General features: G+C 45.4%; 25 protein-coding genes. 7 read left to right on the plus strand and 18 right to left on the minus strand.

Annotation, left to right across the window (positions count from 1 at the left end; genetic code table 11):
- The first annotated feature begins 86 nt into the window (after positions 1–86).
- Positions 87–281 carry a PG1828 family lipoprotein gene (locus C510_RS0101820; protein ID WP_018709633.1) on the plus strand — a complete coding sequence of 65 codons (195 nt, stop codon included), beginning with the start codon at positions 87–89 and terminating at the stop codon, positions 279–281.
- A 311-nt stretch (positions 282–592) separates the two neighbouring features.
- On the opposite strand, the gene rplI is transcribed toward C510_RS0101820, so the two are convergent.
- From rplI to rpsF, 3 genes are read right to left on the minus strand one after another with little or no spacing between them, the layout of a single operon-like run.
- On the minus strand, positions 593–1,042 hold the full coding sequence (gene rplI / locus C510_RS0101825; protein WP_018709634.1) for a 50S ribosomal protein L9: 450 nt from the start codon (positions 1,040–1,042) through the stop codon (positions 593–595).
- A 17-nt stretch (positions 1,043–1,059) separates the two neighbouring features.
- A complete protein-coding gene (gene rpsR, locus C510_RS0101830; RefSeq protein WP_005841178.1) occupies positions 1,060–1,329 on the minus strand; it encodes a 30S ribosomal protein S18 in 270 nt (89 codons plus the stop codon).
- Positions 1,330–1,331: 2 nt separating this feature from the next.
- Positions 1,332–1,679: a 30S ribosomal protein S6 gene (rpsF, locus tag C510_RS0101835; RefSeq protein WP_018709635.1), complete on the minus strand. Its 348-nt coding sequence runs from the start codon at positions 1,677–1,679 to the stop codon at positions 1,332–1,334.
- Between the two features lie 341 nt (positions 1,680–2,020).
- Between rpsF and C510_RS0101840 the strand changes: the two genes are divergently transcribed.
- On the plus strand, positions 2,021–2,467 hold the full coding sequence (locus C510_RS0101840; protein WP_018709636.1) for a MarR family winged helix-turn-helix transcriptional regulator: 447 nt from the start codon (positions 2,021–2,023) through the stop codon (positions 2,465–2,467).
- 132 nt (positions 2,468–2,599) lie between these two features.
- The gene (locus C510_RS17470; RefSeq protein WP_022340395.1) at positions 2,600–2,776 is read left to right on the plus strand and encodes a hypothetical protein; all 177 of its coding nucleotides are present in this window, start codon (positions 2,600–2,602) and stop codon (positions 2,774–2,776) included.
- 78 nt (positions 2,777–2,854) lie between these two features.
- On the opposite strand, the gene rprY is transcribed toward C510_RS17470, so the two are convergent.
- From rprY to C510_RS0101860, 3 genes are all read right to left on the minus strand, one after another.
- Positions 2,855–3,553, minus strand: coding sequence for a response regulator transcription factor RprY (gene rprY / locus C510_RS0101850; RefSeq protein WP_018709638.1), 699 nt, complete (start codon positions 3,551–3,553; stop codon positions 2,855–2,857).
- Position 3,554: 1 nt separating this feature from the next.
- The gene (locus tag C510_RS0101855) at positions 3,555–5,114 is read right to left on the minus strand and encodes a sensor histidine kinase (RefSeq protein WP_025892098.1); all 1,560 of its coding nucleotides are present in this window, start codon (positions 5,112–5,114) and stop codon (positions 3,555–3,557) included.
- Positions 5,115–5,378: 264 nt separating this feature from the next.
- A complete protein-coding gene (locus C510_RS0101860; protein WP_018709640.1) occupies positions 5,379–7,538 on the minus strand; it encodes an elongation factor G in 2,160 nt (719 codons plus the stop codon).
- Positions 7,539–7,977: 439 nt separating this feature from the next.
- On the opposite strand from C510_RS0101860, the gene C510_RS0101865 reads away from it, so the two are divergent.
- On the plus strand, positions 7,978–8,586 hold the full coding sequence (locus C510_RS0101865; RefSeq protein WP_018709641.1) for an HU family DNA-binding protein: 609 nt from the start codon (positions 7,978–7,980) through the stop codon (positions 8,584–8,586).
- A gap of 35 nt (positions 8,587–8,621) precedes the next feature.
- Here the strand turns inward: C510_RS0101865 and C510_RS0101870 are convergent, their stop codons facing one another.
- The gene (locus C510_RS0101870) at positions 8,622–9,041 is read right to left on the minus strand and encodes a putative signal transducing protein (protein WP_025892096.1); all 420 of its coding nucleotides are present in this window, start codon (positions 9,039–9,041) and stop codon (positions 8,622–8,624) included.
- Between the two features lie 105 nt (positions 9,042–9,146).
- Between C510_RS0101870 and hemW the strand changes: the two genes are divergently transcribed.
- On the plus strand, positions 9,147–10,277 hold the full coding sequence (gene hemW / locus C510_RS0101875) for a radical SAM family heme chaperone HemW (RefSeq protein ID WP_018709643.1): 1,131 nt from the start codon (positions 9,147–9,149) through the stop codon (positions 10,275–10,277).
- A 96-nt stretch (positions 10,278–10,373) separates the two neighbouring features.
- Here hemW and glmM read toward each other — a convergent pair whose 3' ends face one another.
- From glmM to C510_RS0101910, 7 genes are all read right to left on the minus strand, one after another.
- On the minus strand, positions 10,374–11,762 hold the full coding sequence (gene glmM / locus C510_RS0101880; RefSeq protein ID WP_018709644.1) for a phosphoglucosamine mutase: 1,389 nt from the start codon (positions 11,760–11,762) through the stop codon (positions 10,374–10,376).
- Between the two features lie 9 nt (positions 11,763–11,771).
- Positions 11,772–12,428, minus strand: coding sequence for a BamK family beta-barrel-assembly machinery protein (bamK, locus tag C510_RS0101885; protein ID WP_022340400.1), 657 nt, complete (start codon positions 12,426–12,428; stop codon positions 11,772–11,774).
- 81 nt (positions 12,429–12,509) lie between these two features.
- Positions 12,510–13,547 carry a DHH family phosphoesterase gene (locus tag C510_RS0101890; protein WP_018709646.1) on the minus strand — a complete coding sequence of 346 codons (1,038 nt, stop codon included), beginning with the start codon at positions 13,545–13,547 and terminating at the stop codon, positions 12,510–12,512.
- 45 nt (positions 13,548–13,592) lie between these two features.
- Complete coding sequence (locus C510_RS0101895; RefSeq protein ID WP_018709647.1) at positions 13,593–15,584, minus strand: ComEC/Rec2 family competence protein; 1,992 nt, start codon at positions 15,582–15,584, stop codon at positions 13,593–13,595.
- 7 nt (positions 15,585–15,591) lie between these two features.
- Entirely contained in the window at positions 15,592–16,245 is a 654-nt protein-coding gene (gene rpe, locus C510_RS0101900; protein WP_022340402.1) for a ribulose-phosphate 3-epimerase, read from the minus strand.
- Between the two features lie 102 nt (positions 16,246–16,347).
- A complete protein-coding gene (locus tag C510_RS0101905; RefSeq protein ID WP_018709649.1) occupies positions 16,348–17,664 on the minus strand; it encodes an outer membrane beta-barrel protein in 1,317 nt (438 codons plus the stop codon).
- Positions 17,665–17,666: 2 nt separating this feature from the next.
- A complete protein-coding gene (locus C510_RS0101910) occupies positions 17,667–18,206 on the minus strand; it encodes an RNA polymerase sigma factor (RefSeq protein WP_018709650.1) in 540 nt (179 codons plus the stop codon).
- A 159-nt stretch (positions 18,207–18,365) separates the two neighbouring features.
- Here C510_RS0101910 and C510_RS0101915 point away from each other — a divergent pair, with 159 nt between their 5' ends.
- Complete coding sequence (locus C510_RS0101915; RefSeq protein ID WP_025892095.1) at positions 18,366–19,091, plus strand: NigD1/NigD2 family lipoprotein; 726 nt, start codon at positions 18,366–18,368, stop codon at positions 19,089–19,091.
- 87 nt (positions 19,092–19,178) lie between these two features.
- Here C510_RS0101915 and fmt read toward each other — a convergent pair whose 3' ends face one another.
- From fmt to C510_RS0101930, 3 genes are read right to left on the minus strand one after another with little or no spacing between them, the layout of a single operon-like run.
- A complete protein-coding gene (gene fmt, locus C510_RS0101920; RefSeq protein ID WP_018709652.1) occupies positions 19,179–20,150 on the minus strand; it encodes a methionyl-tRNA formyltransferase in 972 nt (323 codons plus the stop codon).
- 24 nt (positions 20,151–20,174) lie between these two features.
- A complete protein-coding gene (locus C510_RS0101925; RefSeq protein WP_018709653.1) occupies positions 20,175–21,974 on the minus strand; it encodes a chloride channel protein in 1,800 nt (599 codons plus the stop codon).
- Positions 21,975–22,007: 33 nt separating this feature from the next.
- Positions 22,008–22,571, minus strand: a complete 564-nt coding sequence (locus C510_RS0101930; protein ID WP_025892094.1) for an L-threonylcarbamoyladenylate synthase — start codon at positions 22,569–22,571, stop codon at positions 22,008–22,010.
- Positions 22,572–22,673: 102 nt separating this feature from the next.
- Between C510_RS0101930 and dinB the strand changes: the two genes are divergently transcribed.
- Positions 22,674–23,774: a DNA polymerase IV gene (dinB, locus tag C510_RS0101935; protein ID WP_018709655.1), complete on the plus strand. Its 1,101-nt coding sequence runs from the start codon at positions 22,674–22,676 to the stop codon at positions 23,772–23,774.
- Between the two features lie 89 nt (positions 23,775–23,863).
- On the opposite strand, the gene C510_RS0101940 is transcribed toward dinB, so the two are convergent.
- Positions 23,864–24,964, minus strand: coding sequence for an Mrp/NBP35 family ATP-binding protein (locus tag C510_RS0101940; protein WP_018709656.1), 1,101 nt, complete (start codon positions 24,962–24,964; stop codon positions 23,864–23,866).
- Positions 24,965–24,966 lie beyond the last annotated feature (2 nt).

Genomic DNA, 24,966 nt, shown 5'->3' on the forward strand with positions numbered 1-24,966 from the left:
AAGAGAACAACGTATCATAAAAGTCTATATCTTTGCAGCGTTTTAAGAAACAAACATAAGTATTACAGATTTAAAAAGCAAAGAAAATGAAAAAATTAGTATTTTTGTTCGTAGCATTCGCTGCTGTATCTTTCGCATCTTGCGGTAACAAAGCAGCTAACACTGAAGTAAGCACTGAAACTGATTCTGTAGCAGTTGTAGAAGAAGCTGCTCCGGTTGTTGACTCTGCAGCAGTAGTTGCTGACACTGTAGCAACTGATTCAGTTGCAACAGCTGAATAATCTGATTGAACAATTAGAGAGAATTGAAAGTCTGTAAGCTCAGCCTACAGACTTTTTTTATGCCCACACTTTACCCACAACACGCCCTTCCTTCATTGAAGGAAACATTCACTTCCCCCGCTCACTCCCCCCAGCAAGCATTCAGCTCCTCCCACAATCAACCTGATATTTCAGAGCAGGTATAATCTTCTTATTCGCGTACATCCTGGCGCTGTCCTCATTAAAACCGCATCAGCGGACACACAAAAAAGAATCCCCGATCGGATTCCACATCCAACCGGGGACTTATCAAGTATCTACAGATAACAAAATTAAGCTTCTTCTGCAACTACTTCAAAAGGAATTTCTACAGATACTTCCTTGTGAAGTTTAACGATAGCTTTGTACTGACCAACTTCTTTAACCTGATCCTTAACAACGATGATCTTACGATCGATGTTATGACCCAATTTAGCCAATTCATCAGCAATCTGAATGTTACCTACTGAACCGTAGATAGAGCCTGTAGAGCTAACCTTTGTAGCAATCTTCAAAGATACACCTTTCAAAGATTCAGCAACTGCTTCAGCATCCTTTTTAATCTTTTCCAATTTGTGAGCACGCTGCTTCAATTCTTCAGCCAACATTTTCTTTGCAGCTGGAGAAGCGATAACTGCTTTGCCAGTCGGAATAAGATAGTTACGACCATAACCTGACTTAACGGTTACAATATCATTTTTGTAGCCCAAGTTAACTACGTCTTCTTTCAAGATAATTTCCATACTTATTCCTCCTTAAATTATTTCATCATATCAGTTACGAAAGGCAGCAAAGCCAAGTGACGAGCTCTCTTAACAGCCTGCGCAATACGACGCTGGAACTTCAATGAAGTACCTGTAATACGGCGCGGAAGGATTTTTCCCTGTTCGTTCAAGAATTTCTTCAGGAATTCAGGATCTTTGTAGTCGATATACTTAATACCACTCTTTTTGAAACGGCAGTATTTTTTCTTCTTAACGTCTACTGAAGGCGGAGTTAAATATCTGATTTCTGATTGTTGCTGTGCCATGATTAGTTTTCCTCTTTTTTAGTTGATTTAACATTTCTTCTCTTAGCAGCGTATTCTGCAGCGTATTTGTCCATCTTGAAAGTCAAGAAACGGATAACACGTTCGTCACGACGGTAGTTAACTTCCAATTTTGCGATTACCGACGGGTCTGCTTTAAACTCAATCAGCTGATAAAAACCAGTAGATTTCTTCTGGATAGGATAAGCCAGCTTCTTCAATCCCCAGTTTTCTTCGTTGATGATCTCTGCACCTTCCTGAGTCAGGATAGCTTTGAACTTTTCTACCGCTTCCTTCATCTGTACGTCAGACAAAACGGGAGTCAAAATGAAAACGGTTTCGTATTGATTCATACTTTGTTAATTAAATAATTAATAAATAAATTTCAATTGCGGCGCAAAGGTACATTTTTTTCTCTAACCTACAAACACTTATGCAGTCTTTTTTAATGAAAAGTGCAAAAAGCTCCGTCCAATTATGAAATATTAAGGAAACCAGGTAAACAAACCCAACCTCCAGTACTCCATTCTTACACTCAAATTCATGTAACCGAACGAATTAATCAACCGCAAACGGTACGCTTCTCGGCGCTCCCAGCCCCTTTTTCGGCAGAATACAAGTAAAAATAACGATTTCTTCTTACATATTGCCCAAAGAAATTGTATCTTTGCCTAGTTGTTTAAACAATAATTACATGATAGAACAGTTCAATTTCGACATACAGCTCATCTTCGCCATCCTGAACGGAAAAGTGTCGGCAGCCATCAACCGGAAACTGAGCCGGAATTTCCGGCAGAACGGTATGGACATCACTCCTGAACAATGGACCGTCCTGCTGTTCCTGTGGGAAAAGGACGGGGTCACCCAGCAAGAGCTGTGCAATGCTACATTCAAAGACAAGCCCAGTATGACCCGTCTGATAGATAACATGGAACGGCAGCATCTGGTCGTGAGGATTTCGGACAAGAAAGACCGCCGCACCAACCAGATTCACCTGACCCGTACCGGAAAAGAACTGGAAGAGAAGGCTCGGTTCATTGCCAACAAAACCCTCAAGGAAGCCTTACACGGACTGACATTGGAAGAATTGCGTGTCAGTCAGGAAGTTTTACGCAAAATATTCACAAATACCAAAGATTAAAGAAAAAACTCCTGTACAAGTGCCTGTTATTTGATTGAATTTCTATTTTTTTTCATCAAATAATTTCCGAGATAGAAGAATTATGCTTTAATTTGTAACCAAGAAATAATAAACCATAAAACGAAGACACACATGAAAAACTTTTTAAAGTATTTAGGAGTGATATTGGTAATCATCGGTGCAGTAGTCCTGATCGCATGCTACAGCACAGCCAATGTAAACGACAATGCCACACTGGGTCTTTCTTTGGTATTGGTAGTTGTCGGACTCATCGTTCATATTATCATGAACAAACGAATCACCGACTGATTTCCCATTCGTCAAAGGAATAAAAAAGCCTGGATAGCCAACAGCTTTCCAGGCTTTTTTAATGTATCATCTACATCCTTATTCATTGTCGGATGTAATCAGTTTATACCCCTTACCGTGGATATTGATGATTTCGATGGAATCATCCGCCTTCAGATGCTTACGCAGTTTTGTGATATACACATCCATGCTTCGTGCATTGAAATAATTATCATCTATCCAGATAGTCTTCAAGGCGAAGTCACGCTGAAGGATTTCGTTGGCATGTGCACACAGCAAGGCCAGCAGTTCAGATTCCTTGGTAGTCAGTTTGGTCTGTTTGTCACCGATAGACAGAATCTGCTTCTGGGTATCGAAGGTGAAACGGCCAATCTTGTAAACCGTACTTTCCTTGTTCCGTTTTCCACGTACCCGACGCAGAATAGCCTCGATACGCAGTGTCAGCTCTTCCATGCTGAACGGTTTTGTAATATAATCGTCACCACCCAGTTTGAAGCCTTCCAAGATATCTTCCTTCATCGTTTTTGCGGTAAGGAAAATGACCGGAATCTCAGCATTGGCCTGACGGATTTCGGAAACCAATGAGAATCCGTCCTTCTTAGGCATCATCACGTCAGTAACGACCAAATCATATTTATTTTTCAGAAAAGCCTTATAGCCGGCTTCACCATCCGGATACAACTCTGCAGAATATCCTTTAGCCTGCAAATATTCTCTCAACAGCATGCCAAGATTCTCATCGTCTTCGCACAGCAAGATTCGTAATTTTTCATCCATATTATTCTTCGTCTTTAAATAAAGGTAATACAATTATAAATTTAGTTCCTACATTGAGCTCACTCTCGGCACGGATAGTACCTTTATGATCCGCAATGATTTTCTTTACATAGGCCAGACCCAATCCGAATCCCTTCACATCGTGCAGGTTTCCGGTATGAACCCGGTAGAACTTATCAAATATCTTCTTCAGATTCTCCTTCTTGATACCGATACCGTTATCTTCGATAGAGATATGCAGCTTGTTCGCCTCGTTCCAGGTCCTGATCTTCAACCGAAGTTCTCCGTCCGGCTTCCGATACTTCACCGCGTTATCCAGCAGGTTGAAGATGACATTGGTAAAATGCATCTCGTCCACAAAGATTATCGGATCTTCCGCATTCAGTTCTGCATCCAGACTTCCATTGTACTTTTCCACTTTCAGCCGGAAAGTATTGATGACTCCATTGATCAGTTCATGAGCATCTATCTCCTTCTTCTTCAATGTCGCCTTCTGCCGTTCGAACATGGACATCTGAAGTACTTTCTCTACCTGGAAACGCAACCGTTTCGTCTCATCGTTGATGACTCCGGAAATATGTTTGAACATCATCGGCGATTTGGCTACAGCCGGATCGTTCAGCATCTGCGCAGCCAACGATATGGTTGAAATCGGCGTCTTGAACTCGTGCGTCATATTGTTGATGAAATCGTTCTTGATTTCAGTCAGCTTCTTTTGCCGGAAGATGATATAGATGGTGAAAATGAATGTCACCAGCAATACCAGCGTAAAGACGATGGAAGGTATCATGAACCGTACCGAACTGAAGATATACGAATCCAGTGTCGGGAAGAAGATGTTCACAAATCCCATCTTGGCCGGCGGGTCATTCTCGAACAACAGCCGCGAATAAATCTTTTCGCCATCGAACACATAATCCGAACAACGGTACACTTCTTTGCCGTCACGGTCGGTCACCGAGAAATGATACGGAATATCAATGCCGTTGTTCAAAAGTTCCGACTTCAGGAAATGATCCAGCTGTTTGAAGTTAATCCGTTCCTTCAACGGCTTGTCACTTGCCGTATAAAGAATGTTATAGACCACTTCATCCAGCAGTGCCCGCTGATAGACATAGCGTTCCTTCAGGATTTCCTGCAGACGGCGTGAAGTCTGCGGAATGTTCTTTCCGGTAGAGATTATCACCTTCGGCACATTGGCCGGACGGTTGGTAATGGTCTTCAACTCGAACGTAGAATACATGGTTCCATCCGGAGATGTCACCGTATACTGATGATGTTCCACCACATTGCCGGAGGATTCCTGGCGCTGTTGCTGCTGCAACTGCTCCGACAGACGTGCAGCCCGTTCCTGGGCAGCGACATCCTTCTCCAGGTATTTCTTGGTTTCTACCAGCTCCAGGTTGTGCACAGCCTGTACCAGACTACGGTTCACACTTTCTTCGAACTGTCCTCTGCGCATCTTGACCATCTCTTCAATGTAACTGACCTGCAGGTAAAGCAGGCTCAGGAAAGAGAGGCCCATAATAACACCTAAAATCCAAATAGTTGACTTTTTCATGAAGACAAAATTAACTACCTAAAGCATACCCTATACAACACTTAACATAATTTAGAGTCGCATTTCTTTATATTAACAGAATCTTAAAATTAACATCCTAAAAACGGTATTAACCTCAGAATCCGTATTGTCTACTATGCAAAAATAATCAAATTTTAAACTTAGAACAAGTTTCTCCCCCGTTTTGTTTAAGGTTCATTAAATAAAAAAGGTCGTATTTTTAAGAAATACGACCTTTTTACCTATAGAAATAACAAGTTAATTTTACATATCATCCTTATCCTGTTCTTCGAACTCTTTCATCAGCTTGTTCTGTACATCTGTCGGAACCAGTTCGTAGCTGGCAAACTTCATGATGAAGGATGCACGTCCACCTGTCAATGAACTCAATGAAGTAGAATAATTGGACATTTCTTTCAAAGGCACTTTGGCAGCAAGTTTTTCATATCCCTTTTCACTGCTCATACCCATAATCATACCACGGCGTCCCTGCATATCGCTCATCACATCACCCAGCTTGTCGCTCGGTACGAATACTTCTACGTCATAAATCGGTTCCAGAATCTTCGGACCGGCATTCTTGAAGGCTTCGCTGAACGCATGACGTCCGGCCAACATGAACGAAATTTCATTGGAATCTACCGGGTGCATCTTACCGTCGTATACAATGACACGTACATCGCGGGCATAAGAACCAGTCAACGGTCCCTGCTCCATACGGCTCATGATACCTTTCAGGATAGCCGGCATAAAGCGTGCATCGATGGCACCACCTACTACGCTGTTCACGAATACCAGCTTGCCGCCCCATTCCAAATCGATGGTTTCTGTACCTTTCACATTCATCTTGAATTCCTGACCGTTGAAACGGTAAACATCCGGCATCGGCATACCTTCGTAATAAGGCTCAACTATCAGGTGAACTTCACCGAACTGACCGGCACCACCCGACTGTTTCTTATGACGATAATCGGCACGTGCAGCTTTTGTGATGGTTTCACGATACGGAATCTTCGGTTCGAAGAACTGTACCTGCAGCTTTTCATTGTTTTCCAGACGCCATTTCAAGGTACGCAGATGGAATTCACCTTGTCCGTGAACCAGAATCTGCTTCAGTTCCTTCGACTGTTCAATCACCCATGTCGGATCTTCTTCACGCATACGGTTCAATACCGCCATCATCTTTTCTGTATCGGCTTCGTTCACCGGCTTGATGGCACGGGTATATTTCGGATTCGGATATTTGATGAAGTTGAAACGGTTTTCACAATCCTTGCCGTTCAGTGTATTTCCGGTCTTTACATCTTTCAGCTTCACGGTACAACCGATATCGCCGGCACGGAGTTCGTCTACCTTATCACGGGTAGCGCCTGCACAAACATACAGCTGGGCCATACGTTCCTTCGAGCCACGGTCTGCGTTACTCAGGTCGTCACCTTCTTTTACGACACCGCTCATCACCTTGAAGTACTGTACGTCACCGATGTGCGGCTCGACAGCGGTCTTGAAGAAATACAGTGAAGTAGGTCCGTTCGGATCGGGAGGAACAGGAACACCACGGGTATTGTGAACAACCGGCATCTCGTCAACGAACGGAACCACATTACCCAGGAATTCCATCAGACGGCGTACACCCATGTCTTTTCCGGCGCAAACGCAGAATACCGGGAACATACCACGCGCAGCCAATCCTTTACGGATACCTTCACGCATTTCGTCTTCGGTCAACGATTCCGATTCAAAGAATTTTTCCATCAAGGTCTCATCGTGTTCTGCAGCAGCTTCCACCAAAGTTTTGTGCCATTCCATGGCTTTTTCCATTTCTTCTGCAGGAATATCCTCGATTGTTGGAGCACCACCTTCCGGTCCCCATGAATATTTTTTCATTAAAAGTACATCGATCAACGAATTGAAGTCCGGACCAGTGGCCAACGGATACTGCACCGGAACTACTTTAGGACCGTAATTCTCTTTCAACTGCTCGAGTACATGGTCGAAGTCACATTTTTCGCTATCCAGCTGGTTCACCAGGAAAATAACCGGCTTACCCAATTTTTCTGTATAACGGAAATGATTCTGTGTACCTACTTCCGGACCATACTGACCGTTCAACAGCAGGATGGCTGTATCGGTTACGTTCAATGCGGTGATAGCTGCACCTACAAAGTCGTCACTACCCGGACAGTCGATGATATTCAGTTTCTTACCATTCCACTCTACATGATAAACGGTAGAGAAAACAGAGTAACCATACTCTTGCTCTACCGGAAAATAATCGCTGACTGTATTTTTTGCCGTAATTCTACCGCGACGTTTTATGATACCACTCTCATAGAGCAGCGCTTCTGTGAGGGTGGTCTTACCTGATCCGTCATTACCAAGGAGGGCAATGTTCTTGATTTCGTTAGTCTGATATACTTTCATGGTATTTCAAGATTTAATTAGTAACAGAAGGATATGCTTTTCATATCTCTTGTAAGTGAGGCGCAAATTAGAAATAAATGTGTAGAAAAACAACTTTTATCTTCGTGTTACTAAACTATGTTGTAAGGCATATCTCCTGCAATACCCGTCCGAATCCTCTGAAAGATACGTTCTAAGTCCCCGTCATGCTGGAGTTTTCATTAACATATCCATGCTCTTGCCATCGTGCTTTAAGCGCAAGAAAACGGACCAAACCGGCGGAATCCGAAGGAACGACAACTTTCCTCCGGCAGATGATTCTACTTTTGTCCGCAGGAAACCGATATCCCCCAACCGGAAAACATACAGTCGCCGGACAAAGAACGTATGGACCAGAAACGGAGAATATTCGGTTCCCAGACAAAGAACATAAACATTCACCGCCTAAACCTACAAACAGATGGAAGCAAAGTATGATTTTCTACAGGTTCCACAACCTAAAAGCACGGATGAACCTCCTGTACTTTATCCGAAACTGGTATCCAACGGTACCGTCACCTTCCGTGAACTGGCCGGACGGATTGCCGAATCGTCTACCTTCAAGGAAGGCACGATACTGGGAGTGCAGGAAGAACTGGAAAAATGGATGCTGTATTACCTGGCACACGGCTATCGGGTAGAGCTGGGGACTATCGGCACGGCAACAGCCACCTTGAAAGCTGACCGTACCGTATATAAGGAAGAAGGAATCCATGCCCAATCCATCCGCTTCGATAAAGTGAAGATACAGGTATCCAAGGGATTCAGCCGACGCTGTCAAGGAGACCTGGTACGGGCTCCCCTTGCCTTCAAGTTCGGAGCCAGTTCGTCAGAATTGAATGAAGAAGCACGTTTCGGACTTCTTCAACAGTACCTGAAAGAGCACACCTTCATCAGCCGGACAACTTACGGTGAACTGACCGGACTCCTGAAGACAAAAGCCTGGAGCGACTTGAACCGATGGGTGAAAGAAGGACGGCTTGTCACCCGGGGAAGAGCTCCACATAAAGTTTACCTGTTGGCTACCTGAACCGTCACTCATGGAACCGTATAAAATCCAAAAGGTCACTGCTTCTTCTCCTTACCCACCGGTCTGTCAAAACGAGCTCCACACTGCTTACAGACGTATTCCCAATGTTCCGTACCGGGGGAAGAAGCGGCCAACAGCGCCAACAGTCCCGCCAAGATGGCACGGACACGGTGCTTTTTCTTCAGCACAAATGTTATCTGGTCCGAATGACAGTAAGGACAACAATTCAACCGCTCCGGAATCATCTGATTCCGTTCCAGTAGCTCCAAGGCCCGCTCGCTGTCCCGTTCATCGATAAATATATCCACCGTAGAGGCTTCCCGGATATAACCGCGCATAACGTCGGAGGTATGCTCATTGTGTAATATAACCGGGATGCCTTCATTCTCCAAGGCTCCCTTGATAAGATTAGCCTGGAAAGAATCGTCACAGGCCATCAGACGTACCGTTTTCATGGCAATCAAATAAAAGGATTTACAAGTGACAAGATACAAAAAGAAAAACAATTTTACGGAATTTTCTTTCGGAATATGTACTTTTGACGCATCAAACCCAATATCATGGCTGGAATCTATCTACATATCCCCTTCTGCAAACGGAGATGCATCTATTGCGACTTCTATTCAACCACCCAAGGCGAAAAACGGGAGGCCTACATACGTACCCTGTGCAAGGAACTGGAACAACGGCAGGATTACCTGCAAGGCGAAACAGTGGAAACCATCTACCTGGGCGGTGGAACTCCCTCCCAGTTGGAAGAGAACGATTTCAAACGGATTTTCGACACCATCTACCGGATGTATCCGATAGCGGAATCCCCTGAAATCACCTTAGAGGCCAATCCGGATGACCTGACTCCGGAATACATCGGCATGCTACGTTCCTTTCCGTTCAACCGGCTGAGCATGGGCATCCAGACGTTCAGCGAAGTCATGCTGGAACGGCTGCACCGCCGACATACCGCCCGACAGGCCATCGAAGCGTTCGAAAATTGCCGGAAAGCCGGTTTCCAGAACATCAGTATCGACCTGATGTACGGTCTTCCCGGCGAGACTACCGAAAGTTGGGAGAACGATTTATCGCAAGCTGTCCGGCTGCATCCCGAACACATTTCCGCCTATCACCTGATTTATGAAGAAGGTACCGCACTCTGGAAACTGCGCGAAGAGCACCGGGTGAAAGAGGTGGACGAAGATTTAAGCGTGGATTTCTTCAACCGGCTGATGCAGCGGTTGAAAGAGAACGGTTACCAGCATTACGAAATCTCTAATTTCTGCCTACCGGACAAGTATTCCCGCCATAACTCAAGCTATTGGACCGGGAAAAAGTACCTGGGATGCGGACCTTCCGCACATTCCTATAACGGAACAAGCCGTCAATGGAATATCGCATCGCTGGACAATTATATCAAAGGTATTACGGAAGGGAGTCCGGTTTCGGAAATCGAAGAGCTTGACCTTTATACCCGCTACAACGACTTTGTCATCACCTCCATCCGCACCTGCTGGGGAATGCCGCTCGGACAACTGAAAGAAAAGTTCGGAGAAAAGCTGTACCGTTACTGCCTGCGGATGGCTCAACCGCATCTTCAGCAAGGCACCCTGGAAATAACCGAAGAAACGCTGAAACTGACCGAAAAGGGAATCTTCATTTCCGACGGCATCATGAGCGATATGCTTTGGGTGGATTAGGCTTCGCAAAAGAAGCCGGAAGGAGCTAAAAAAAGACGCCCTCTGAATCACCTCAGAAGACGTCTTCTCCTTTATTTAAAGCATCCGAAGAACGGATTATTTTGCCAGACTGTAAACGATATCCATAATCTGCTTACCCAGTTCATCGGCAGCTTCCATGGTAGAAGCTTCAGAATATACACGGATAATCGGTTCGGTATTACTCTTACGCAGATGTACCCACTTGTCAGGGAAATCTATCTTCACACCGTCGATATCATTGATTTCTTCGTTCTTGTACAGCTCTTTCACCTTTGCCAGAATAGCGTCTACATCGGTTTCCGGAGTCAGGTCTATACGGTTCTTGGCAATGAAATAGTTCGGATAAGTGGCACGCAGTTCGGAAACCTTCTTGCCTTCGTGTGCCAGATGGCTCAGGAACAAAGCGATACCTACCAGTGCATCACGACCGTAGTGTGATTCCGGATAGATGACTCCACCGTTTCCTTCACCACCGATGACGGCATGAGTTTCCTTCATCTTGGTTGTTACATTCACTTCACCTACGGCAGAAGCATTGTATTCCATACCGTATTTACGGGTTACATCGCGCAAGGCACGGGTAGAGCTCAGGTTTGATACCGTATTGCCCGGAGTATGTTTCAATACATAGTCGGCTACTGTCACCAAGGTATATTCTTCACCGTACATCGTACCGTCTTCGCAGATAATAGCCAAACGGTCAACATCCGGGTCAACGACGAAAGCCACATCGTTATTACCGGTTTTCATCAATCCCATGATGTCGCCCAAGTTCTTTTCCAAAGGTTCCGGATTATGCTGGAAATCGCCGGTAGGTTCAGCGTACAAGGTTTCTACATGCTGCACACCCAGCTGTTTCAATAATTCCGGAAGGACAATACCTCCCACTGAGTTTACGGTATCGAGTGCCACGCGGAAATTGGCTTTGCGGATAGCATCCACATCCACCAGTTTCAGTGCCAATACACTGTCAATGTGCTTCTGGTTGTAGGAATTATCTTCGGTATAATGACCGATATGGTCTACATCTGCATATTCGAAAGCTTCAGCCTCAGCGATACGCAACACTTCATTACCTTCGGCTGCATTCAGGAATTCACCATGCTCGTTCAGCAGTTTCAAGGCGTTCCACTGACGCGGATTATGGCTGGCAGTCAGAATGATACCGCCACAAGCGCCTTCCATTGTCACAGCCAACTCTGTGGTAGGAGTAGATGCCAGACCGATGTTCACAACATCGAAGCCCATTCCCATCAGGGTTCCACACACGACATTCTTCACCATTTCGCCTGAAATACGGGCATCACGACCTACTACAATTTTGTTACTCTTTACAGAAGTGGTCTTACGAATCAATGTAGCATAAGCCGAAGTGAACTTTACAATGTCCAACGGATTCAGTCCGTCACCTGCCGGTCCGCCGATAGTACCGCGAATTCCAGAAATAGATTTAATCAGTGTCATAATAATAAATTATCTTCCAAGGTTATAGGTTATTTCATAGAAACAAGGGTATACATATTGAGAAGCCATCATTGTACCTTGACTGTGAGGAACAATCAACTTCACACGAGATACTTTCGAAGCCTCCGTAGTACGGGAAATCTTCAGGAAAGGAATAGGTACCAGCCAACCTGAAGGAACGGCTGAACTTTCATAGTAAGAAGCCATCTTGGAACGGTCCATAAAAGTAGCGGAATAGGAATCTCCTGAAACATCCAGACGGAAAGTCTCCGGGTCGGTCTGGGCCGAAGGATAATCATTCCAATGCATATTTGCCAGCAGCGTATCGCCCGAAGCAAACAATTCGGTGCGGTCCTGTAAAGCAATCTCCATGAAACGGGAATGGATTTCGTAAGAACCGTCACCCAACTTCTCGCCTACTCCACGCTGGACGATGTTCATATAGACTCCATTGTCATCGAACAATACATACTGGTTCTCTTTAGTGACCGTATCTCTCAAAAATTCTTCTTCAGAAATGACTTCAATATCATTCTTCGCCAAAAAGGCATTGATTGCGTCAGCTTCTTCTTCTTTCAATTCGGCATAGGTTTTACCGTCATTACAACTCTGTAAAAAACAGCCGAATACAAAAGCTAGCATCAGGACTAGATGTAGTTTCTTCATTTTTCTAAAAATTAGTAGGAGCAAAAGTAATAAATCGGCCTTTATCTGCCCTCCTTTTTATTCTATTATTTATTTTAATAACTAATTTTTTACTAAAAGGTCTTCGTATTTCACCAAAGCCTGCTTGAAGAGTTCGATGGCTTCGGGCATTGTTCCATAAAATTCGCCACCGGAAGCATTCAGATGTCCACCGCCGTTAAAGAATTCAGCAGCGACCTTGTTGCAAGGGAAACTGCCGACAGAGCGTAACGAAACTTTAATCATCTTCTTCTCGGTATCTTCGCGCAAGAATACAGAGAAACAGATACCCTTCATCTGCAAAGGCATGTTGACAAACCCTTCGGTATCTCCTTTTACATACTGGAACCTTCCTTGTTCCTCCTTCGTCAGCCAGATGAGCGACGCATGGAACTGGGGAAAGACTTCCATCTTTTCATACAACACATAACCCATCAGCCGCAGACGTCCTTCGGAATACGTATTGAATACCTTCCGGTAGATTTCATCCTTATCAATTCCCTTCGAAAGCAATTCGCTGATGATAAAATATATTTCACGGTTGTTGGAATTGTATGTAAATCCTCCCGTATCGGTCATCATACCGGTATAGATACATTGGGCACCCTCATAGGTAATCTCATCGAAACATCCCATGCGACAAATCAGACGGAACACGAGTTCGGAAGTAGAAGAAATTTCCGGATGCGAAATAGTAACCCGACAGAAAGGTTCCGGATTCAGATGATGGTCAATCATCACTTTACGTCCGGCTGAAGCCGCCACAGCAGGACCAACGGCATCAATGCGCGACAAGGCATTGAAATCCAGACAACAGATGACATCGGCTTCGGCTATCAACTTATCAGCGAACTCACTGTATTTGTCATAACGGATAATATCTTTGGCACCGGGCATCCAACGCAGGAAATCCGGAAACGCATTCGGTACAATGACATGGACGGTTTTCTCCTCTTCATACAAGTAATGCATCAGTCCCAACGAAGAGCCTAACGCATCTCCATCAGGAGAGACATGGGTGACAATGACTATTTTTTCGGCACGCTCGAAATAGGTCTTCACCTTATCGATATTAGCCTGTTGAATGATTTTAGTTAACATAAATCGATGTAGATATTTTTGAAGCGACAAAAATACATTTTTTTTTCAATACTTGCGAACGATTCGATAAGAACCTTCAGCCGGCAATTCCGCAAACGGAATCTGATACCGCATACATTCCGCTTTCAGAGACTTTCGGTAAGAAGGGTTCAACGAACCATCGAATACAACCTGACGGATTTCAAACACCCGTGAAAGTCCCTCGACATTTCCACGGAACCCCCTGCAAATATAGGCATAATCGACAGCCAGCTTCTCAGCAGCCTGCTTCTTCCTCCAGGTGCTGTCCTTCAATACAGCCACCTTCAAAGCATCTAACCTGTAAAAACCATTCGCAGAAGACAAGACCTCCGCTTCGAATCGTTTCCGATGATAGACTTCGGAACGATACAGGTAGAAACTGTCGGAGAAAGGTCGGCCATAACGCCAGATACCTATCACCAGAAAGACATTAACTATCCCGAGACAAGTCATCAGCCGCAGTGCCGAACGACGATGCAGGTACGCATAGACTGCCCCCAGCAACAGAAACAGCAACAAGGCCTGAAAAGCAGAAAGATGAATAGCTGTCAGTTGGGAACCGTCCAAGGAACTGACAGACTCCATTATGACATTCAGCAATACAGTTGTCTGTGTCAATAACCAGATGACACCCGCCCCGACGACTGGAAGATTTCCTAAAAGGAAAGCCCCCAGTGTGGCACACAAGATGCAGCAGGCCAACGGGCTCACAACCAGATTGGCTAAAAGGAAATAAGTGGGGAAAGCACCGAAATAATACAGAATAAGCGGAAGCGTACCTAGTTGTGCGGCTAAAGATACCGATAAGGCATTCCATACGTAAGTACCTATCCGGTTACGAGGACTCCACCAGGAAGAAATGAGCGGATACAACAGCAGAATACTGTATACGGCCACAAAGGATAACTGGAAGCTGATATCGAACAGATACATAGGCTGATAGACAAGCATCAGAAAGGCGGTCAGGGTGACGGAAAGAAAGCCCGAGAAACGCTCTTCCGAGACCCACGAAGCCAACACATAAAGCGTAAACATCGTCACGGCACGTACCACAGAAGCGCTCAGTCCGGAAAGAAAAGCGAACATCCACAGACAAACGACCAGCAGAACAGAAGCAACATTCTTTCCATGCCTCCACCGCTTCAAGGGTGCCAACAATATCCAAAGGATACCTACTATCATCCCCACATGAAGTCCGGAAAGCGCCAGGACATGGCTGGTTCCCGCCGCACTGTAGACAGCTTTCAGTTCCTCGGTCAGTTCTCGTTTCTCGCCGACTGTCAATGCCGAAACAACTGCCAGCACATCGCCTTCCAACCCCCAGTTCCGATACTGCTCCAGCAGTCGCTCCCGCAACAACAAGGCACGTTGCTTCCACGTCAGCATGAACGCAGGTTGCAAGCGCTTCCAATGCCCTTCAAAAGCCAAAGCCGTACCACTGATTCCCTGTCGAAACAGGTATTTTCCATAATCAAATCCTGTCAGATTCATATCCGAAACAGGACGGGAAACGGTTGCGTGAAAGCAGATGCGGTCACCGCACTGCAACGATGTCCCTGCAGAATCGAGAATCCAATACAACAGGATTTTCCGCCTGACAGGCAACCACCTCTTCTCCCGTATACATGTATCTTCCGAAGCCTCCAACCGATGCGTTACTGTGACTTCAGCCCGAAAAGTTTTACCCTTCAGGTAAGGTACAGTTTGAACCACTCCTTCATAAACTTCCGCTTCCTGCGGCCATGGATAGTCAATACGGCTTTGTTGGTATAAGACGGAACAACCACCTAACAGAAAAAAGGAAAGAGTTGCCAGGTAACCGAACAGGCTCCTCCACCGGTAAACCGATGAACGGAAACAAACACAGGTCAGGACAACAGCTATTCCAAACAGCCCGAACGCCCACGGCCAAGACAAACGGTCCGACAGAAACCTGTCGAATAAAAAAATTCCGGCTGCCATCGAAAAAGCCAGCCGGAACAACGGATAAATAATATAAGAAGCGTTTTTCAGCAAACTGTTGTCAGATGTTTTTCAACTGGTGAACCATTTCTATCATATCAGGTGCCTTGAATACGGCATTTCCTGCTACCAGTACATCAGCACCTGCCTGCTTCAACAAGGGAGCTGTTTCCAGATTCACACCGCCATCCACTTCTATCAAAGCATGAGAATGAGTCCGTTCTATCAGTTCCCGAAGCTCAGACACTTTCTGAAGCGTATGAGGAATAAATTTCTGACCGCCGAAACCCGGATTGACCGACATCAATAAGACCAAATCCAGTTCTTCAATAATGTCTGCAAGCATACAGACCGGTGTAGCTGGATTTAACGTTACTCCCGCCTGCATTCCGGCAGCCTTAATCTGCTGAACAACCCGATGCAAATGCGTACAAGCCTCATAATGTACATTCATCAGCATCGTCCCCAACTCCTTCACTTCCGTAATGAACTTTTCAGGCTGAACAATCATCAGATGCACATCCAACGGTTTTTTCGATAACTTGGCCACATACTTCAAAACCGGAAAACCAAAAGAGATATTCGGTACGAACACCCCGTCCATGATATCGATATGAAGCCAATCGGCTTCACTCCGGTTTATCTTATCCAAATCATCCTGCAAATTAGCGAAATTGGCAGAAAGCAAAGAGGGAGATAACTTAATTTCCTTCATCTGTACATTAATTAGTATTTCAAAAGACAAAGTTACGTTTTTTTTCCACAATAACGATAGAAACAGTTCTGATTTTTCGGCTATCCATCTTGCTGTTCAACTTCATTTGGGAAGGGTAAAACGCAGACCTAACTGCAGATTGAAATTACAAGGGTGTTCTTTCCGGATGGTTTCTATGCCTGTACCATCATCGAAATAATAAGAAATCCCTGGCTCGACATACAGTCCCAACTGACGGGTCATATTGAACTGTCCACCGACTGCAGCATTGACCGACCATTGCAAATTCTTTACATCCAAGGAAGTATGTTCCTTCTTACGGTCAGAATTTCCGGTCACATACAAAGTTTCCAAACTACCTGAAACACATTTTTCCACCGCTCCTCCGGCAACCGCATATACCGTAACCCATCTGTTCTGCCAGAATGTATGCTTCACCTTCAACGGAATTCCTACGTAATGTAATTTTTGCTCTTCTTCGATGTATGACTGAGTTCCCGTATGAAGTTCGGAAGAAAGAAGTGTATAAGTCAAACCTGTTTCCACACTCCACCTATCAGAAAAGGAATAACTTAATGTAGCCCCAACCGTTACCGGCATCCGATGATGAACACGGGTTTCGGTAACCTGGTCACGGTTATGGAACAATACTTGAGTATAAGCCATGCTGTTATCACTAACTGAATTCATAGCCAAATCATCGTTCATCAACATACTGTTCCGGCTCATCAAAGTCGCAAGGCCTTGAAAATTATTTGAAGCCGAAGAAAAAGAATTACCCGTGGTTACTCCTATCTGCCAGCCATGCGAAGCAGAAGACTTGTCGGCAACCGCAAGTAAAGCATTTCGTTTCAACTGCTCACGGTCTGCCTTCCGTTGGATTTCACGGGCTTCTCTTGCGGTATTTTCATACTCTTCCTGACTCTCTTGAATTTCCTCGTTGTCAGTAGTCTGACCATCAGAAGGCACTACAGCGATATCTGTCTGCAACGGATGTTTTTCCTGTGCATCCAAGTCTGCCGAAACCAATGATGGAGCTACAGCAGCCAGCAAAGAGGTCACTCCTTGAGTAACCTGATGGACAGCAGGGAGTGTAGAAGATTCCTCCTCCACAACATCAGATACTTCCCCATCGTTAACCGACGGTTCTGAAGATGAGGTATCTGCTACCAACGAAGTTTGTCCCGTCGACTCCCCATTACCGGTCATCAGCATCCAAACAGCCGTCGATGACACGAGTACTACAGCCACAACGGCGGCAACAGCCTGCCAGCGTTTCCAGAGAGGAACCACTTTCGGCTGTAAAGCAGGCTGATTCAAATCCTTTTCAATCTCCTCCCACAAACCGGTCGGCAAAGGCTCTGAATAGTCTTCCAGCTGCTTACGCATTTGTCGTATCCATTTATCATCTTCTTTCATGCCTATAAACTCTTTCTATATTCTTTGATTTTTTTCAATAACAATGTTTTCGCCCGATAAAACTGAGAAGAAGACGTACGCTCGGTTATTCCTAAAAGCGTACCGATTTCCTTATGGCTTTTTTCTTCGAAGACATACAGATTGAACACTGTACGATAACCGTCAGGCAATTCACGGATAAGTCTCATCAGCACGGATTGAGGAATGTCTTCCGTCGATTCATCCTCCTCCCTGTCAGGAATTTCATCCATCAGCACTTCCTGCTGTACCTGTTGGTTCTTCTTGCGCAAAAAGCCTAAAGCCTCATTGACCATAATCCGTGACATCCAAGCTTTTAACGATCCGACTCCCTGATAATGAAACTGCTGAAAAGATTGGAAAATCCGTATAAATCCGTCATGTAATACATCTTGAGCGGACTCCCGGTCGCTGACATAACGGAGACAAATAGCCATAAGCTGCCCACCGTACTGTTCATACAGTTGCTTTCGTGCCAAAGCATCCGCCTTGGCACATCGTTGCGCTAATTCTTCTTCTGTCATAACCGTGCTTCGTGTTCGAACTATACATTCTATAAATGAAAAGTCCACAAAAATACTGCACATCGTACAAAATTTTCTTCTTCAGGAAGTTTTTAACAGACACAAATGCAGTATTTCCTCAGAAACTACATTTTCTAGACAAATAGAAAGAATGAACACATGATAAAAATTATCCGTAAAATAATGCTGGGAGGATTGATGGCAGGATACACACTGATGTCTGGCTGTATGGAGAAAGATTATTCCGATGATCTTTCAGCTTCCTTAGACGGAACCAACGCTTATTACCCGACTTTAGGTACGGTAGAAGATGTTGATCCAATCACCATCGCATCCGATACTTATGGCACTCTCATACCAACCAATCCTGAAGTCTTTGAAAAAAGCGGAGCGGACAGTATCGGGCAACGAGTATTTCTGAATGTTGTATTCCAATCGGACCCACATAATCCAATATCTACAGCACAGGAGGTCATTGTGCTCAACCTCTACAATATTCCGACACGGGCAGCCACCGATTTACGAGAAGCTGAAGATAATGATTTGAACCGATTCGGAAACGATCCGGTACAGATTACCGGAAGTTCCATCAGCAAAGAACACCTGAACATTGAATTTAATTTCAAAGGTTCTGGCAATAACAACATCCATGACTTCACGCTAATCCTACCTGAAGGAACCGAACTGGACAATCGGGGAATGCTTCTTGTTGAGTTACGCCACGACGCGAAATCGGATACACCGACAGGATGGTATTGGGGAGTCACATCCTTTACCTTGAAAAGCATTCCTGAATATCAACAAAACAACTTTCAGGGCTTTCTCATCAAATACAACAGCGGTGCTGACAGCCAAGCTGTATGGGAAGTCAAAAAGAGCAATTAGTTCCAATCTATTCTATCAACAAGTAGCAAGGCCAGTTTCTATTCCGCTGAATAGTGACTGGCCTTTTAAACTTTTACACATTGTCCGTCATCTGACACAGGTATCTTCCGTATGACGGTATCCACGCAAGAAATCGGCTACCCGCATCCGTTTCTTACCTGCCAGTTGCAAAGACAGAATATCTACATACCCATCGGTTGATGCAACCCGGAAATAGGTTTTCTTATCGGTCACTACAGTACCCGGCTGTAATGCATGTTCACAGAAAATCTTAGCGGATTCATAAATTTTCAGCATGACAGGTGAAGCCTCTCCCTGAGAAAGTTCCGTCCAAGCGGCCGGATAAGGAGACAGTCCCCGGATAAAGTCATAGACAGGTTTAACTCCTTTTGTCCAGTCGATACGACAAGTATCCTTGAATATTTTAGGAGCCGGACGGAGTTCATCCACCTTAGCCAGTTCCTCTTGTGGAGTAGTCTTCACATTACCTGCTAAAATGGCATCCACCGTCTTCACGACCAAATCACCGCCCAAGAGCATCAACCGGTCATATACGATTCCTACATTATCCGTATCGGCTATCGGCACCTTCACCTGATCGATGATTTCACCGGTATCGATTTCATGTTTCAGGAAAAATGTCGTGATTCCAGTCTCTGTATCACCGTTGATGACCGCCCAGTTGATAGGAGCAGCTCCCCGGTATTGGGGCAACAACGAAGCGTGCAGGTTGAAGGTTCCCAAACGAGGCATATTCCAGACAACTTCCGGAAGCATACGGAAAGCCACCACAATCTGAAGGTCGGCTTTCAATGCACGCAGTTCATCCAGAAAAGCCTCATCTTTCAGTTTCTCCGGTTGCAGGACTTTCAAACCTTGAGAAACAGCATATTCCTTAACGGGACTCGGTTGAAGGACACTTCCGTGGCGTCCCATCGGTTTATCGGGCATCGTAATAACACCCACTACCTGGTAACCGCCTTCCACCAATCGCTTCAAACTTTCTACAGCGAACTCGGGAGTTCCCATATACACGATACGTAAGTCTTTCTTGTCCATTCGTTGCTCTTTTTAATGTTACACTTATTCGGCAGAAAAATCCACCATTACCTGACGGTACGTATTCAGCATCTTCGATTTCGAAACAATGCCTTTGTATTTACGTTGTTCGTCAATCACCGGCAAATTCCAGGCGCCAGTCTTGTCGAATTTCTGCATCACCACCTCCATGGAGTCTGTGGTATTGATAATCGCTTTCGGTTCCTTCATGAACCGCTCTACGTAATATTTATGATATAACTCCTGACGGAACATTACATTCCGGACATCGTCCAGATTGACCATTCCCAGAAATTCCCCCTGTACACCGACAACGGGAAACAGGTTACGGGTGGAAAGTGAAATTGCTTTGACCATTCCTGCCAAGTCCATATCCGGACGAAGTTTCTGGAAATCAGTTTCAATAATACTCTCCACATTCATCAATGTCAGTACCGCCTTATCCTTGTGATGGGTAAGCAGTTCCCCTTTTTTGGCCAAACGCATGGAGTAAATACTATGTGGCTCGAATACGATAATCGTAAGGTATGCACTGACAGATACAATCATCAGCGGAAGGAACAGGTCATATCCACCGGTCAACTCTGCAATCAGGAAAATACCCGTCAACGGAGCATGCATAACTCCCGACATCAGCCCGGCCATTCCCATCAAGGCAAAATTCTTTTCCGGAATATAAGTGTTCCCGATATGAAACTCATTACATACGTAAGAGAAGACAAAGCCGGAGATACAACCCAAAAACAGACTCGGTGCAAAGATACCTCCACAACCGCCTCCACCGTTCGTAGCACTCGATGCAAATACCTTCAAGAGAATGATCAATATCAAATAGATGATAAGCAAACTGCCGTTTCCGTAGAAGAATGAATTGTTCATCACCGTATTCCAGTCCACACTCGACTTACCGTTCAGCAACAGGGTGATGGTATCGTAACCTTCACCGTACAATGGCGGGAACAAGAAAATCAGAATGCTCAGCATGGAAGCCCCTATCACAAACTTGACGTAAGGGTTAGAGTATCGGCGGAAGATATTTTCAATCCAATTCATCGAACGGGTGAAATACCACGCTATCAATCCACAGAATATCCCCAGTCCAATGGCATAAGGAATACGTTCCAAAGCAAACGGATAATCCAGATGAAACTGGAACATAGCTTCGGTTCCGGTCAGCACATAAGCCACAGAGGCAGCTGTCACACTCGAAATCAGCAACGGAAGTAACGAAGCCATTGTCAGGTCAATCATCAATACCTCCAAGGTGAAAACGAGTCCGGCAATCGGAGCTTTAAAGATGCCCGAAACGGCACCGGCTGCTCCACATCCTACCAGCAGCATCAGGGTCTTGTGGTCCATCCGGAACAGGGCTCCCAAATTGGAACCGATGGCAGAACCGGTCAACACAATCGGTGCTTCGGCTCCGACCGAACCACCACAACCGATGGTGATGGCAGATGCACACACCGACGACCATACATTGTGACGCTTGATACGGCTCTGTTTCCGGGAAATGGCATACAGAATCTTCGTCACACCATGACTGATGTCATCACGTACCACCTTTCGGATAAAAAGGCTTGTCAACAGAATACCCACCACCGGATATACCAAATATAATCCGTTGGCCCGGGTTGTATCGAAATTCTCTGTCAGAAACTCTTTGATATATTCCACTAAAAACTTCAGCACAAAAGCAGCCAGTGCCGTACATATTCCCACCAGGAAACTCAGTATCAGAATAAACTGCTTATCTTTGATATGTTTCTCTCTCCACACCAGGAAACGCTGAAGCCAACTGTATTTCTCTTCTTCTATCTGCATGGCTCAGTAATGGAGTTTAGTTTTGTTTGGATTTTATTCGCGGATAATCTTTACTTCTCCCCCTTTTCCTAATTTAATGATACTGGAAGGTTTGGGATGTCCTGTCTCTTCCCGACGGAAATCCACTACATAATCCACAGCCTGCTTGATTTCTTCCGAAATCTCACTATATACAGCCGGTGCAGGCTGACCACTGATATTGGCCGAAGTAGAAACGATGGCTTTCCGGAAACGGAAGCAAAGCTCCTTGGAAAATTCTTCGGAAGTAACACGGATACCTACACTGCCATCGGCAGCAATCAGATTCGGAGCCAGATTACGCGCTCCATCGTATATAATCGTCAACGGCTTGGTGGTCATTTCAATCAAATCCCAAGCCACAGAGGGTACATCCTGTACATAAAAATCCACCTTCACAGGGCTGTCTACCAATACCAGCATCGCTTTGCTGTCGGCACGTTTCTTGATTTCATACACCCGCTTCACAGCCTCTTCATTGGTTGCGTCACATCCTATTCCCCACACTGTATCAGTAGGATAAAGGATGACACCCCCTTTCTGCATGACCTCACAGGCCTTTTTAATCTCATCTTTCATCATAAAAATCGTCACAATTTTGTAAGATACGACAAAAGTACAAATGATTTTTAGGATGACCCAAAAAAGTTTCATTATTTTTGCACAAAAGCTATCTGTTTTATGACTGAACTCCGGAAAATTATCCATATTGACATGGATGCCTTCTACGCCTCAGTGGAGCAACGTGACCATCCTGAGCTGAAGGGGAAACCCGTTGCCGTAGGGCATGCCGAGAAACGGGGAGTAGTGGCCGCAGCCAGTTACGAGGCCCGGAAATTCGGAGTACGTTCGGCCATGCCCTCACAGAAAGCATTGAAACTTTGCCCTGACCTGATTTTTGTGGAAGGACGGATGGAAGTATACAAGGAAGTATCTGCCCAGGTACATGCCATTTTCCAGGAATACACTGACTTGATTGAGCCTATTTCTCTGGATGAGGCTTTTCTGGATGTCACAGAAAACAAGAAATCCATGGAACTGGCTGTCGATATAGCCAAAGAAATCAAACAACGCATCCGGACCGACCTCCATCTGATAGCCTCAGCCGGAGTTTCCTACAACAAATTCCTGGCTAAGGTAGCTTCAGACTACCGGAAACCGGATGGCCTATGTACCATCCATCCAGACCAGGCACAAGCCTTTATCGACCGTCTGCCTATCGAATCATTCTGGGGAGTAGGGCCGGTCACCGCCAAAAGAATGCATCAGTTGGGAATATACAACGGGGAAACCTTACGGCAATGCTCCATGGAAATGCTGACCCGACAATTCGGAAAAATCGGTTCTCTCTATTACGATTTTGCCCGTGGCATAGACAACCGTCCGGTAGAAGCCGTGCGCATCCGGAAATCCATAGGTTGCGAACACACACTGGAAAAAGACATCTCACTGTCTTCTTCTGTCATCATCGAGTTATACCATGTAGCCTGCGAACTGGTAGAGCGCCTGGCACGGAAACAGTTCAAGGGAACGACGCTTACCTTGAAGATAAAATTCGGCGACTTCACCCAAATAACACGTAGCCAAAGTATTTCCCGGCCACTGACCACCTTGAAGGAAATACTTCCCTTGGCCAAAAAGCTATTGAAAGACGTCGACTACACCCACCACCCCATCCGCCTGATAGGATTGTCTGTCTCAAACCCGAAAGATACAGACTCCCTCATCTTACCGAACTCACCGGAATGGGTACAACTGTCCTTCGATTTCCAAGAAGACTAAAAAAGCCTTCTGAAGAATTGCCACGGTAAACAACTTCTTCAGAAGGCCATCAATTGTCTTCGGGGACCTCCCCGATCAATCCGACAATTTTATTTATGGGTATGGACAATCTCTGTAGGAGCCAGTTCCGCATTCCGTTTCTCGGTCTGTGCCACTACGTTGCGTGCCAGCTCGATAAAGGCCATACCAGTCAGGCTGTTTTCATCAAGTGCGGCCGGCGTACCCTTATCACCGTTTTCACAAATACTCTGCACAATAGGAATCTGACCCAACAACGGTACATTCAACTCCTCTGCCAGACGTTTGGTACCCTCTTTTCCGAACAGGTAATACTTGTTCTCCGGCAATTCGGCCGGTGTAAACCAAGACATGTTCTCTACCAATCCCAGGATAGGCACATTCACCTTATCGTTCATATACATGTTGATACCTTTCCGTGCATCAGCCAGCGCAACTTCCTGTGGCGTACTGACAATCACCGCCCCGGTAATGGCCAATGTCTGCAGCAGCGTCAAGTGAATGTCGCTGGTTCCCGGAGGAGTATCAAGGATGAAATAATCCAGTTCACCCCATTTGGCATCACCTACCAGCTGTTTCAAAGCATTGCTGGCCATACCGCCACGCCACAAGGTAGCCTGGTCCGGGTCAACAAAGAAACCGATAGACAACAGTTCGATGCCATATTTTTCAATCGGAACAATCAAGTCACGACCCTCCACTTCTTCGGCATACGGACGGGCATCTTCCACCTGGAACATTTTCGGAACAGACGGACCGAAAATATCGGCATCCAGCAAACCAACCTTGTAGCCCAGCTTCGCCAAGGCTACAGCCAGATTGGCGGCTATCGTCGATTTACCTACCCCACCCTTACCGGAGGATACGGCAATCACATTCTTTACCTGCGGCAACAATTTTCCAGGCTCCGGACGTGCAGCCTGACGGCTTTCCGTAGCAATCGTCACTTCCACCTCTTTCGAAACATACGTATGGATAGCTGTTTCTGCCGCACGGATGACCGATTTCATGAACGGGTCGGTCGGCTTTTCAAAGATGATGGAGAAACTTACCTTCATACCATCGATACGAAGGTTGTCGGCAATCATTTCGGCTTCTACCAGATTCTTTCCGTTTCCCGGATAACGCACGGTTGCCAGTGCGTCAAGAATCAATTTCGGATATAATGTCATAT

The organism is Phocaeicola barnesiae DSM 18169 = JCM 13652 (assembly GCF_000374585.1).
Lineage (GTDB): Bacteria > Bacteroidota > Bacteroidia > Bacteroidales > Bacteroidaceae > Phocaeicola > Phocaeicola barnesiae.

Bases quoted from the DNA above. Each gene is read 5' to 3' on its own strand.
- C510_RS0101820 (WP_018709633.1), top strand. From the start codon at position 87: ATGAAAAAATTAGTATTTTTGTTCGTAGCATTCGCTGCTGTATCTTTC.
- rplI (WP_018709634.1), bottom strand. From the start codon at position 1,042: ATGGAAATTATCTTGAAAGAAGACGTAGTTAACTTGGGCTACAAAAAT.
- rpsR (WP_005841178.1), bottom strand. From the start codon at position 1,329: ATGGCACAGCAACAATCAGAAATCAGATATTTAACTCCGCCTTCAGTA.
- rpsF (WP_018709635.1), bottom strand. From the start codon at position 1,679: ATGAATCAATACGAAACCGTTTTCATTTTGACTCCCGTTTTGTCTGAC.
- C510_RS0101840 (WP_018709636.1), top strand. From the start codon at position 2,021: ATGATAGAACAGTTCAATTTCGACATACAGCTCATCTTCGCCATCCTG.
- C510_RS17470 (WP_022340395.1), top strand. From the start codon at position 2,600: ATGAAAAACTTTTTAAAGTATTTAGGAGTGATATTGGTAATCATCGGT.
- rprY (WP_018709638.1), bottom strand. From the start codon at position 3,553: ATGGATGAAAAATTACGAATCTTGCTGTGCGAAGACGATGAGAATCTT.
- C510_RS0101855 (WP_025892098.1), bottom strand. From the start codon at position 5,114: ATGAAAAAGTCAACTATTTGGATTTTAGGTGTTATTATGGGCCTCTCT.
- C510_RS0101860 (WP_018709640.1), bottom strand. From the start codon at position 7,538: ATGAAAGTATATCAGACTAACGAAATCAAGAACATTGCCCTCCTTGGT.
- C510_RS0101865 (WP_018709641.1), top strand. From the start codon at position 7,978: ATGGAAGCAAAGTATGATTTTCTACAGGTTCCACAACCTAAAAGCACG.
- C510_RS0101870 (WP_025892096.1), bottom strand. From the start codon at position 9,041: ATGAAAACGGTACGTCTGATGGCCTGTGACGATTCTTTCCAGGCTAAT.
- hemW (WP_018709643.1), top strand. From the start codon at position 9,147: ATGGCTGGAATCTATCTACATATCCCCTTCTGCAAACGGAGATGCATC.
- glmM (WP_018709644.1), bottom strand. From the start codon at position 11,762: ATGACACTGATTAAATCTATTTCTGGAATTCGCGGTACTATCGGCGGA.
- bamK (WP_022340400.1), bottom strand. From the start codon at position 12,428: ATGAAGAAACTACATCTAGTCCTGATGCTAGCTTTTGTATTCGGCTGT.
- C510_RS0101890 (WP_018709646.1), bottom strand. From the start codon at position 13,547: ATGTTAACTAAAATCATTCAACAGGCTAATATCGATAAGGTGAAGACC.
- rpe (WP_022340402.1), bottom strand. From the start codon at position 16,245: ATGAAGGAAATTAAGTTATCTCCCTCTTTGCTTTCTGCCAATTTCGCT.
- C510_RS0101905 (WP_018709649.1), bottom strand. From the start codon at position 17,664: ATGAAAGAAGATGATAAATGGATACGACAAATGCGTAAGCAGCTGGAA.
- C510_RS0101910 (WP_018709650.1), bottom strand. From the start codon at position 18,206: ATGACAGAAGAAGAATTAGCGCAACGATGTGCCAAGGCGGATGCTTTG.
- C510_RS0101915 (WP_025892095.1), top strand. From the start codon at position 18,366: ATGATAAAAATTATCCGTAAAATAATGCTGGGAGGATTGATGGCAGGA.
- fmt (WP_018709652.1), bottom strand. From the start codon at position 20,150: ATGGACAAGAAAGACTTACGTATCGTGTATATGGGAACTCCCGAGTTC.
- C510_RS0101925 (WP_018709653.1), bottom strand. From the start codon at position 21,974: ATGCAGATAGAAGAAGAGAAATACAGTTGGCTTCAGCGTTTCCTGGTG.
- C510_RS0101930 (WP_025892094.1), bottom strand. From the start codon at position 22,571: ATGAAAGATGAGATTAAAAAGGCCTGTGAGGTCATGCAGAAAGGGGGT.
- dinB (WP_018709655.1), top strand. From the start codon at position 22,674: ATGACTGAACTCCGGAAAATTATCCATATTGACATGGATGCCTTCTAC.
- C510_RS0101940 (WP_018709656.1), bottom strand. From the start codon at position 24,964: ATGACATTATATCCGAAATTGATTCTTGACGCACTGGCAACCGTGCGT.